Annotated in this window: 6 protein-coding genes; 4 read left to right on the forward strand and 2 right to left on the reverse strand. The window is 71.0% G+C overall.

The features are described 5' to 3' along the window. Positions 1 to 98 precede the first annotated feature (98 nt). A complete protein-coding gene (locus tag ACFWVP_RS32385; protein ID WP_384501556.1) occupies positions 99 to 1,352 on the reverse strand; it encodes an Ig-like domain-containing protein in 1,254 nt (417 codons plus the stop codon). Between the two features lie 239 nt (positions 1,353 to 1,591). Further along, the gene (locus tag ACFWVP_RS32390; RefSeq protein WP_384501557.1) at positions 1,592 to 2,815 is read right to left on the reverse strand and encodes an Ig-like domain-containing protein; all 1,224 of its coding nucleotides are present in this window, start codon (positions 2,813 to 2,815) and stop codon (positions 1,592 to 1,594) included. A gap of 154 nt (positions 2,816 to 2,969) precedes the next feature. Between ACFWVP_RS32390 and glgX the strand changes: the two genes are divergently transcribed. From glgX to ACFWVP_RS32410, 4 genes are all read left to right on the forward strand, one after another. Further along, positions 2,970 to 5,204: a glycogen debranching protein GlgX gene (gene glgX / locus ACFWVP_RS32395; protein ID WP_384501558.1), complete on the forward strand. Its 2,235-nt coding sequence runs from the start codon at positions 2,970 to 2,972 to the stop codon at positions 5,202 to 5,204. A 102-nt stretch (positions 5,205 to 5,306) separates the two neighbouring features. Then, positions 5,307 to 7,121, forward strand: a complete 1,815-nt coding sequence (locus tag ACFWVP_RS32400; protein ID WP_384501559.1) for an ABC transporter ATP-binding protein — start codon at positions 5,307 to 5,309, stop codon at positions 7,119 to 7,121. Then, on the forward strand, positions 7,118 to 8,986 hold the full coding sequence (locus ACFWVP_RS32405) for an ABC transporter ATP-binding protein (RefSeq protein ID WP_384501560.1): 1,869 nt from the start codon (positions 7,118 to 7,120) through the stop codon (positions 8,984 to 8,986). Before ACFWVP_RS32400 ends, ACFWVP_RS32405 begins: the two co-directional genes overlap by 4 nt. Positions 8,987 to 9,541: 555 nt before the next feature. Beyond that, positions 9,542 to 11,575, forward strand: a complete 2,034-nt coding sequence (locus tag ACFWVP_RS32410; protein ID WP_384501561.1) for a M4 family metallopeptidase — start codon at positions 9,542 to 9,544, stop codon at positions 11,573 to 11,575. The last annotated feature ends 96 nt before the right edge of the window (positions 11,576 to 11,671 follow it).

The following is an 11,671-nucleotide window of genomic DNA, read 5'->3' on the forward strand; positions in this document are numbered from 1 at the left end:
GTTGGTCACAGCACCGGGCCCGCCGCCGGGAGGGGGACCTGAGCGGTCCGCCAAGGACCCACGTGGTCCGCCAAGGACCCACGCGATCGGTCCGGGACCTACGCGGTCCACTCCGACCAGTCCATGTTCCAGCCGTTGAGGCCGTTGTCCGGCTGGATCACCTTGTCCTCGGAGTTCTTCACGACCACCACGTCACCGATGAGGGAGTTGTCGAAGAACCACGCGGCCGGGGTCTTGCCGTCCCAGGCCCCGCGCACGTCCCGCAGACCGACACAGCCGTGGCTGGTGTTGGTCGTACCGAAGATGCTCGACGCCCCCCAGTAGTTGCCGTGGATGAAGGTGCCCGACGTGGACAGGCGCATGGCGTGCGGCACGTCCTTGATGTCGTACTCACCGCCGAAACCGACCGTGTCGCCGTTCATCCGCGTCACCTTGAGCTTCTCGCTGATGACCATCTGACCGTTGTACGTGGTCGTCGACGGGGCGCCCGCGGAGATCGGGATGTCCTTGATCTGCTCGCCGTCACGGACGACCTTCATCCGGTGGGAGCTCGCGTCGACGGTGGAGACCTGGCTGCGGCCGATGGTGAACTTCACCGTCTTGGCCTGCTTGCCGTAGACCCCCGGCCGCCCCTCGACACCGTCGAGGTCCAGGCGCAGCGTCACCTTGGTGCCCGCGGCCCAGTACTCCTCGGGGCGGAAGTCGAGGCGGTCGTTGCCGAACCAGTGGGGCTCGATCGGGACGTCGGGAACCGCCGTCACCTCGACGGCCTTCTCGACGGCCTCCGGGTCGGTGATGCCCCGGGTGAAGTGGATCGACACCGGCATGCCGACGCCGACGGTCGAGCCGTCCTCCGGTGTGTACTGCCCGATGAAGGTGTTCTCCGGCACCAGTGTCGTGAAGGTGGTGTCCTTCGCGGACTGGCGTCCCTCGTCGTCCTTGGCGACCGCGTGCACGGTGTACTTGGTCGCGGCGGCCAGGTGCCGGTCGGGCACCCAGCTCAGCCCGTCGGCGGCGATCTTGCCGTCGACCTCGTTGCCCTTGGGATCGGCGACCTTGACCGTGCTCAGCTTGCCCTGGGCGGCCGAGACCTTCAGTGCCCCGCTCGTCGCCACGTCATCGGCGCCGTCCTTCGGTGCGACGGTCACCACCGCCTGCGAGGCGCTGGTGTCGTCGACCCGCACGCCCGCCCCCTTGCCGTCCTTCGTCCCGCCGGCGTTGCCGTTGCCGCCGCATGCCGTCACCAGCAACAGCAGCGCACCCAGTACCAGTGCGAGAAGTCCGGGGGCTCCGCGCCCGCGCCGTCCTCTGCTCGCCCCGGCCGATGCCCCCGATATCGGCTGCCCGTTCAATGTGGTCGTCTCCCCTCGCACGGCCTGGCCCCGCCATGGCCCGCACCCCCGCGCGCTGTACATGCACGCTCGGCGCAAGATAATCACACCGCGCGTGGGGAGAACTCCCCCGGAATGTCACCGTTCCGTCCCAAGACGTCCCGCACCGCCGCCGGGGGTCCCGCGGGCCTTCTCCCGGGACCCCCCGCAGGTCGGACCGGGGATCGGGCGCGATGCCCGAACTCCCCGTGCGCCAGGGCCTATCGGCTCAGCGCGGAGCCCGCCTTCCACTGGGCCCACCCGAGGTTCCAGCCCCCGAGGCCGTTGTCCGGGGCGACGGTCCTGTCGGTGGAGTTGACCACCTCGACCACGTCGCCCACGAGCGTCCGCTCGAAGAACCAGCCGGCCGGGCTGTCCGAACTGCCGCCCTTCACGTCACGCAGACCGATGCAGCCGTGGCTGGTGTTGTCGGTGCCGAAGATGTCGGGCGACTCCCAGTAGTTGCCGTGCAGGAAGGTGCCGGACTTGGTCAGCCGGATGGCGTGCGGGACGTCCTTGATGTCGTACTCGCCGCCGAAGCCGACCGTGCGGCCGTCCATCCGCGTCACCTCGTGCAGTTCGGAGACCACCATCTTCCCGTTGTACGTGGTGGTCTTCGCGGCGCCCGCCGTGATCGGCACCGTGCTGACGAGCTCGCCGTCACGGCGTACCTCCATGGTGTGCGCCCGCGCGTCCACCAAGGACGTCTGGGAACGGCCCACCCGGAAGGTGACCTTCTTCCGCTGGCTCCCGTACACCCCGGGCGAGCCCTCGACATCGCGCAGTCCCACGTCGACGGTGACCTCGGTGCCCGGTTCCCAGTACGAGGCGGGACGGAAGTCGAGGCGCTCCTTGCCGAACCAGTGGCCGGCCACCTCGACCGCGGGCTCCGTGGTGATCCTGATGGCCTTCTCCACGGCCGCCCGGTTCGTGACCGGCCGGTTGAAGTCGAAGGAGACGATCATTCCGGTCCCCACGGTGGAGCGGTTCTCCGGCTTGAAGTAGCCGATGAAGCGGTCCTCGGGGACCAGGGTGGTGAAGCTCGTGTTCCGGGCCGAGCGGCGGCCGTCACCGTCCACGGCGACCGCCTCGACGCCGTACTTCCCGGCGAGCCCCAGTCGCCGTGCGCCCTTCTCGGGGGCCCACGAACGGCCGTCCTCGGCGATCCGGCCCGGCACCTCCTCCTGCTCCGCGTCCTCCATCCGTGTCACCTTCACCCGTTCGAGCCGTCCGTCGGGGACGGTTACCTCGATCCGGCTGTCGGCACCGACGTTCTCGGCCCCGTCCTTCGGGACGATCCTGATGGCGTCCCCGGGCGAACGGCTGTCCCCGAAGAACGGCGTCGACCCGGTGCAGCCCGTCAGTACGGCCAGCACGGTGAACAGTCCTGCCCATGTCAGCATGGCGGCCGAACCCGCCCGTGCTCTCTTCGCTACGTGGTTCACGCTCCCCCAACGACAGGGGCCGCCCGGGGGAAACGTGAGTGCGGGCCCCGCCGTGGGCAGAACAGAGGGAGGACCACACCGGGAAGGCCACGGCCGGGACGCCGTGCGCCCTCCTCCCGGGTGGCCGGTCCGACGAGCCGCGGGAGGCTGAGAGGTGTCGAGCACAGCCGAGCAGGAGGAAGCACCGCGCACGACGGGCCGGGTGGCAGCGCCCCGGCCGGACCGGAAGGACCGACCGGACGAACCACTCGTATGGCCGGGTACTCCCATGCCGCTGGGAGCACGCTTCCGGGTCGGACCGGACGGTGTGGCGGGCACCAACTTCGCCCTCTGGGCCGGTGGGGCGGAGGCCGTCGAGCTCTCCCTCTTCGACGAGCGGGGCACCGAGACCCGTCTCCCGCTGACCGAGCTCACCCATGAGATCTGGCACGGCTTCGTCCCCGGTGTCCGCCCCGGACAGCGGTACGGCTACCGGGTGCACGGCCGCTGGGACCCCTGGACGGGCGCCCGCTGGAACGCGGCGAAGCTGCTCCTGGACCCGTACGCCCGCGCGGTGGACGGTTCGTTCACCCTGCCGCCCGAGGTGTACGGCCATGTGAGGGACTGGCCGCAGCAGCACGTCGCCGACACCGTGCGCGACGACCGGGACTCGGCGCCGCACGTGCCCAAGGGCGTCGTCGTCCACGACGACGACGACTGGGTGGAGGACCGCAGGCCGAAGACACCGTGGGCGGACTCGGTCATCTACGAACTGCACGTGCGCGGCTTCACCAAGCTCCACCCCGACATCCCGCCGGAGCTGCGTGGCACCTACGCCGGTCTCGCCCACCCCGCCGCGATCGGCCACCTCCGGCGGCTCGGCGTGACGGCCGTGGAACTGCTCCCCGTCCACCAGTTCGCCCACGAGGACCACCTGCTGCGGCGCGGTCTGCACAACTACTGGGGTTACAACTCGATCGGCTACTTCGCCCCGCACGCCGGCTACGCGGCGAGCGGCACGGCGGGCGGGCAGGTCGGCGAGTTCAAGAAGATGGTGCGCGCCCTGCACGACGCCGGGATCGAGGTGATCCTCGACGTGGTCTACAACCACACCGCGGAGGCGGGCGAGCTCGGCCCGATGCTGTCCCTGCGCGGCATCGACAACCGCGGCTACTACCGCCTCCAGCCGGACGCCCGCCGCTACGCCGACTACACCGGCTGCGGCAACACCCTGCACGTGGTGCAGCCGCAGGTCCTGCGGCTGATCACGGACTCGCTGCGCTACTGGGTGACGGAGATGGGCGTCGACGGCTTCCGCTTCGACCTGGCGGCGGCGCTGGCCCGCTCGATGCACGACGTCGACATGCTCTCCCCGTTCCTCGCGGTGATCGCCCAGGACCCGGTGCTGCGCCGGGTCAAGCTGATCGCCGAGCCGTGGGACGTCGGCAACGGCGGCTACCAGGTGGGCGCCTTCCCGCCGCTGTGGACGGAGTGGAACGACCGCTACCGGGACGCCGTACGTGACTTCTGGCGCGGCGCGCTGCCCGACGTACGGGACATCGGCTACCGGCTCACCGGGTCGAGCGACCTGTACGCCTGGGGCGGCAGGCGGCCGTACGCCTCGGTCAACTTCGTCACCGCGCACGACGGCTTCACCCTGCGCGACCTGGTCAGCTACGAGCGCAAGCACAACGAGGCCAACGGCGAGGGCAACCGCGACGGCACGAACGACAACCGCGCCTGGAACTGCGGCGCCGAGGGCGGGAGCGAGGACCCGGACGTCAACGCGCTGCGCCGCCGCCAGCTGCGCAACCTGCTCACCACCCTGCTGCTGTCCACGGGCGTGCCGATGCTGGTGGCGGGCGACGAGATGGGCCGTACGCAGGGCGGCAACAACAACGCCTACTGCCAGGACAACGAGGTCAGCTGGCTGGACTGGTCACTGCTGGAGCGGCCCGAATGGCGACAGCTCACCGAGCTGACCTCCCGGGTGCTGGCCCTGCGCCACAGCCACCCGGTGCTGCGGCGCCGGGCGTTCTTCTCCGGGACGCCACAGGCCCCGGACGGGCTGCGGGACCTGGCGTGGTTCACGCCCCAGGGCGCGGAGATGACGGAGGGCGACTGGTACGCGCCGGCGGCGACGCTCGGCCTGTACCTCTCCGGGCGCGACATCCCGGGCCGGGACGCACGGGGCGGTCAGATCACCGACGACAGTTTCCTGGCGGTCCTGCACGCGGGGCACCTGCCCTGCGACTTCCATCTGCCGGGCCCGCCCTGGGCCGCGTCGTACGAACTGGTGCTGGACACCTCGCTGGAGGACCAGACCACGGTTCCGGGCACGGTCCACCGGGGCGGCACGACGCTGACGGTGCCGGGGAGGTCGGTGCTGCTGCTGCGGGTGGCGGGGTGAGGGGCGGGACCGGCGGGCAGCCACGGTCGCCGCGCGGACCCGTGGCACGTGACCGGAAAACCAGATGAGCGATGTCAGTGGTGAACCATAAGCTCGCTCCTGATGCCCGAAAAACCTGCAGAGCCCACGGACCGGTCCGCCGTGCGCTCCCTCATGCGTCTGTGGCCCTATGTCCGCCCCGTTCGGACGCGCTGGTTCTGCGCCGCCTTCGTGGCGGTCCTGGCGTCCTGTCTCGGCCTGGTGATCCCCCTCGTCCTGAAGTGGATGGTGGACGGTCCCGTCGCCGACCGGGATCCGGGCGGGGTGTGGCTGGGCGCGCTGTACCTGCTGCTGCTGGGCATCGTGGAGGCCGGACTGTTCGGGCTGCGGCGGTGGCTCGTGGCACGGCCGCTGGCCGGGGTGGAGGCGTCGATGCGCGCGGACCTCTACCGGCATCTGCAACGGCTCCCGGTGGCCTTCCACGACCGCTGGCCCTCGGGGCAGCTGCTGTCGCGCGGGACCACCGATCTGATGCTGATGCGGATGTTCCTGGCCTTCCCGCTGACGTTCCTGCTGGTCAACGGCACGACGATCCTGGTCGGCTTCTTCGTCCTGTTCGCGCAGGAGTGGTCGCTCGGCCTGGTGCTCCTGGTTCCCGCGGTGCCCCTGATGGTTTTGTGCTCGCTCTTCGAGACGAAGTACTCGGTGGTGGCGCGCACGGCGCAGGACCAGGTCGGCGATCTGACGACGGTCGTCGAGGAGAGCGTGCTGGGCATCCGCATCGTCAAGGGTTTCGGCCGGCACCGCAGCCAGGCGCAGGCCTTCCGCGCGCTCGCCCAGCGGCTACGCGGTACGGAGCTGGGCAAGGCCCGGCTCCTCGCCGGGATCTGGGCCCTCATCACAGCCATCCCCGAGCTGGCGATCGGTGCCGCGCTGGTGCTCGGCACGATCCAGGTCGCGGACGGCGACCTGTCGGCGGGCACGCTCGTCGCGTTCCTCTCGACGGCCCTCGCGCTGCGCTGGCCGGTCGAGTCGATCGGCTTCCTGCTGGCGATGAGCCAGGAGTCGGCGACGGCCGCCGACCGGTACTTCGAGGTCATGGACGTGCCGGAGGAACCCGCCTCGGACACCCCTTCGGGGGCGGCCGGAAAGGCGGCCGGAAAGGAGTCGGGCATCGTCTTCGACGGCGTCGAGTTCCGCTACCCGGACGCCGCGCCGGGCTCCGAGCCGGTGCTGGCCCGGATCGATCTGCGGATCCGTCCCGGCGAGACGATGGCGCTGGTGGGGGCCACCGGTTCCGGGAAGACGACGCTCACGGCGCTCGTCCCCCGGCTGCACGAGGTCACCGGGGGCCGGATCCTGCTGGACGGCGAGGACATCGCGGCCATGGAGCGGCCCCGGCTGCGCGAGCTGGTGTCGGTGGCCTTCGAGGAGCCGACGCTCTTCTCGGCGACCGTCGGGGAGAACGTCCTGATGGGTGCGGAGGGCGCGGACGAGGAGCAGTTGCGCCGGGCCCTGTCCGTCGCGCAGGCCGACTTCGTGCACGATCTGCCCGAGGGCATCGCCACCCAGGTCGGCGAGCAGGGCCTGAGCCTCTCCGGCGGCCAGCGCCAGCGTCTCGCGCTGGCACGTGCCGTGGTCGGCGAGCCACGCTTCCTGGTGCTGGACGACCCGCTCTCCGCCCTGGACGTGCACACGGAGGCCCTGGTGGAGGCGGCGTTGCGGCGGGTACTGGAGAGGACGACGGCCGTGGTCGTGGCGCACCGGCCGTCGACGGTGATGCTGGCCGACCGGGTGGCACTGCTGTCCGGTGGCCGGATCAGCGCGGTGGGCACCCATCAGGAGCTGCTGCGCACCGATGCCGAGTACGCCTGGCTGATGTCCGGGGCCGAGGACGGCGCCCGGGTGCTCACTGCCGAGGAGGGCAGCTCCCGATGACCACTACCACCACCGACGGCCCCGCCCTCGCCGACGAGGAACCGAAGGGTGGGGGGCCGCCGCAGCCGGGCCCCGGGGATCCGTTCGACCGGGACGACCTGCCCGCCCCGCGCGGTGCGACCTGGGCGCTGCTCCTCTCACTGCTCGGCCCGCTGCGGGCCCGGGTGGTCGTGGCGTCCCTCGTGCTGCTGGTCCAGCAGGCCGCCGTGCAGGCGGGGCCGCTGCTGGTCGCGTACGCCATCGACAGCGGTGTGCCCGCGTTCCGGGACCACGACTACGGGCCGCTGGCCGCCGTGGGGATCGGGTACGCGGTGTGCTCGGTCGGTGCGGGGCTGCTGCAGTACGTGTTCGTCCGGGCGGCGGCGCGGATCAACCAGGACGTGCTGCTCGATCTGCGCGGCCGGATCTTCCGTCACGCGCAGGCGCTCAGTGTGGACTTCCACGAGCGCTACACCTCGGGCCGGCTGATCTCCCGTTCGACGACGGACGTGGAGTCGCTGCGCGAGCTGCTGAGCGAGGGGCTGCAGGAGCTCCTCGGGGTGGTCCTGTCCTTCGTGTCGATCTCCCTCGTGCTGCTGTGGCTGGACCTCGGCATCGGTGCGATCGCGGTGGCGTCGTTCGGGCCCCTGTATCTGCTGGTGCGGCTGTACCGGCGCCGGGCGTCCGAGGCCTACTCGGCCCGTTCCTCGGCCATCGCCGGAGTCATCGTGAAGTTCGCGGAGACGATGAACGGGATCCGTCCCGTGCAGGCCTTCCGCCGGGAGCGGGCCAACGACGCGGACTTCGCGGTGCTCAACCGCCGTCACGAGCGGCGGAACGGCGACGCGCTGCTGGAGATGGCCCGCTATGTCGTCGGATCCCGGCTGGTCGCGAACACGGCGGTGGCCGCGATGGTGCTGTGGGGCGCGTACCGGGTGGCTTCGGGGACGCTGGCGCTCGGTGTGCTGGCCGCCGCGGTGCTGTATCTGCGCCGGCTGTACGACCCGATCGACCGGCTCGCGATGTTCCTCAACTCCTACCAGTCGGCCGCCGCCTCGCTGGAGAAGATCGCGGGTCTCCTCGCGCAGACGCCCGCCGTCCCGGAGCCCGTGGCGCCGAAGGAGCTGCCGGCCCTGGCCGGTGACCACCCGGGCCGCGAGGTGACGTTCGACGGGGTGCGGTTCGCGTACCGGACGGGCGGCGAGGTCCTGCCGCGTTTCGATCTGACGATCCCGGCGGGCCGGACCGTGGCCGTGGTCGGCTCGACGGGTGCGGGGAAGTCGACGCTGGCCAAGCTGCTGGCGCGGTTCTACGATCCGACCGAGGGCCGGGTTCTGCTCGACGGCACCGACCTGCGCGATCTGGCGACCGCGGAGCTGCGGCGGGGTGTGGTGATGGTGACCCAGGAGGCTTTCCTGTTCTCCGGGACGATCTCCGAGAACATCGCGATCGGCCGGCCGGACGCGACGCCCGAGGAGATCGAGCAGGCGGCGAAGGCCATCGGGGCGCACGACTTCATCAGCGCCCTGCCCGACGGGTACGCCACGGACGTACGCAAGCGGGGCGGCAGGATCTCCGCGGGCCAGCGCCAACTGGTGGCGTTCGCCCGCGCGTTGCTCGCGGATCCGGCGGTGCTGATCCTGGACGAGGCGACGAGCTCGCTCGACGTCCCCGGTGAGCGGGCGGTGCAACGGGCCATGGACACCGTGCTGCACGGCCGTACGGCGGTGGTGATCGCACACCGTCTGTCGACGGTGGAGATCGCGGACCGGGTGCTCGTGATGGAGCACGGCAGGATCGTGGAGGACGGCACCCCGGCCGAACTCATCGGCGGGACCGGCCGGTTCGCCGGGCTGCACCGCGCGTGGCGGGAGAGCCTGGCCTGAGGGCCGCGGCGGCACGAGGAGGGCTCCCCGCACGCTGCGGGGGGCCCTCCGGTCATGGTCCGCGGCGCGGCCGAACGGCCCCACCCGAGCCGCCGTTCGCGGCCTCCTCCCGGTCTCCGCCCCGTCGGCCGGCTCCACGCCGCCTGCCCCGGGGACGGGCCCGGCGCACCGGCTGCGGGCGGCCCCGACGACCACGTCCGTACGCGACGGCGCAGAACTGGCCACAGTTCCGCAGCGTCTCAGCCCGTGGTCATCATCCGCTTCCCGATCCGTTGTTCGAACACCCTGAATTCGAACGAAATCTCAACCCACCCTGCGAATTCTGGCGACGGACCGCCCTGGAACCCCCCTTGCCACACGGGGATGACACATGGCGAAACGTCCGCTTAACGAACATGACCATTCCGGCAACGGACGAATTCCGGCCAATGTGTTGACGCGGTCCTGACATACCCACGCTTCGGCTGGCACTCTTCCCCCGTTCTGCGCACCGCTTGCTCTGCCCGGACGGCTCACCCAGGCCGGCCCGTCACCCCCCTCGCAGAAGGAGTCCGCGTGAGATCCACGCCCAGCCGTCGTGCCACCGCGACCGGCGCTCTGATAGCCACCGCAGCCCTCCTCGCCGTCGGCGTACAGACCGGCGGCGCGACCGCCGCCGACAACACCGGCGCGGCCCCGGCCGCCGTCGCCGAGGGCGCCGACCGCGGCTCCCTCCCCGCGACGCTCTCCCCCGCCCAGCGCGCCGAACTGATCCGCGAGGCCGACGCCACCAAGGCCGCCACCGCCGAAAAACTCGGCCTCGGCGCCACGGAGAAGCTGGTCGTCCGCGATGTCGTCCAGGACGTCGACGGCACCACGCACACCCGTTACGAGCGCACGCTCGGCGGCCTCCCCGTCCTCGGCGGCGACCTGGTCGTGGCCGAGACCAAGGCCGGGAAGACCGAGAGCGTCACCAAGGCGTCCAGGGCGACCGGCGCGCAGCTGAAGGCCGTCGGCACCACCGCCGACATCGCGGCCGCCACCGCCGAGAAGCAGGCCCTGAGCGCGGCGAAGGCCGAGGGGTCGCGGAAGACGGAGGCCAGCAAGGCCCCGCGCAAGGTCGTCTGGACGGCGAGCGGCACCCCGCAGCTCGCGTACGAGACCGTGGTCGGCGGCCTCCAGCACGACGGCACGCCGAACGAGCTGCACGTCGTCACCGACGCCTCGTCGGGCGCGAAGCTCTACGAGTGGCAGGCCATCGAGACCGGCACCGGCAACACGATGTACAACGGCCAGGTCACGCTGGGCACTTCGGGCTCGTACAACCTGACCGACACGGCGCGCGGCAACACCAAGACGTACAACCTGAACCGCGGCACGTCGGGCACCGGGACGCTGTTCTCCGGCACGGACGACATCTGGGGTGACGGCACCGCGTCCAACCTGGAGACCGCGGGCGCCGACGCGCACTACGGCGCGGCCGAGACCTGGGACTACTTCAAGAACATCCACGGCCGCACCGGCATCCGGGGTGACGGTGTCGGCGCGTACTCCCGCGTGCACTACGGCAACAACTACGTCAACGCCTTCTGGTCCGACAGCTGCTTCTGCATGACGTACGGGGACGGCAGTGGCAACGCCTCGCCGCTGACCTCCCTCGACGTGGCGGCCCACGAGATGACGCACGGCGTCACCTCCAACACCGCCGGTCTGGTCTACAGCGGTGAGTCCGGCGGCCTCAACGAGGCGACCAGCGACATCTTCGCCGCGGCCGTCGAGTTCCACTCCGACACCGCGGAGGACCCCGGCGACTACCTCATCGGCGAGAAGATCGACATCAACGGCGACGGCACCCCGCTGCGCTACATGGACAAGCCGAGCAAGGACGGCGCGTCCAAGGACTCGTGGTACTCGGGCATCGGCTCGGTCGACGTCCACTACTCCTCGGGCCCGGCGAACCACTGGTTCTACCTGCTCTCCGAGGGCAGCGGAGCCAAGACCGTCAACGGTGTCGCGTACAACTCCCCGACCTCGGACGGCCTTCCGGTGACGGGCATCGGCCGCGACAAGGCCGCGCAGATCTGGTTCAAGGCACTCACCACCAAGTTCACCTCGACGACGAACTACGCCGCGGCCCGCACCGGCACCCTCGCCGTGGCCGGTGAGCTGTACGGCACCACGAGCGCCGAGTACACCGCGGTCGCCCACGCCTGGGCCGGCATCAACGTGGGCACCCGCCCCGGTGGCACCGACCCGGACCCGGGCGGCGCGGTCTTCCAGAACACGACCGTCAAGGCACTCGCCGACCGGAGCACCACCAACATCCCGGTCGCCGTCACCGGCGTCACCGGCAACGCGCCGAGCGACCTCTCGGTCGCGGTGAACATCACCCACACCTACCGTGGTGACCTCGTGCTCGACCTGGTCGCCCCGGACGGCACGGCCTACCGGCTGAAGAACTCCTCGTCGAGCGACTCCGCGGACAACGTGGTGGCGACCTACACGGTCAACGCCTCGTCCGAGGTGGCCAACGGCACGTGGAACCTGAAGGTCCAGGACGCCTACTCGGGCGACACCGGCACCTTCAACAGCGTCAAGCTCACCTTCTGAGCGCCCGCCGAGGGCACTGAGCAGGCAGTGCCGCAGAACAGGCACTGACGCATCGCACGGGAACGGTCCGGGAGCTCCCTCCCGGGCCGTTCCCGT

It is taken from the genome of Streptomyces sp. NPDC058637 (assembly GCF_042717325.1).
In the GTDB taxonomy this organism is placed as follows: Bacteria; Actinomycetota; Actinomycetes; order Streptomycetales; family Streptomycetaceae; genus Streptomyces.

Excerpts from the sequence above, each read along its gene's own strand:
- ACFWVP_RS32400 (WP_384501559.1), top strand. The coding sequence starts at position 5,307 with ATGCCCGAAAAACCTGCAGAGCCCACGGACCGGTCCGCCGTGCGCTCC.
- ACFWVP_RS32405 (WP_384501560.1), top strand. The coding sequence starts at position 7,118 with ATGACCACTACCACCACCGACGGCCCCGCCCTCGCCGACGAGGAACCG.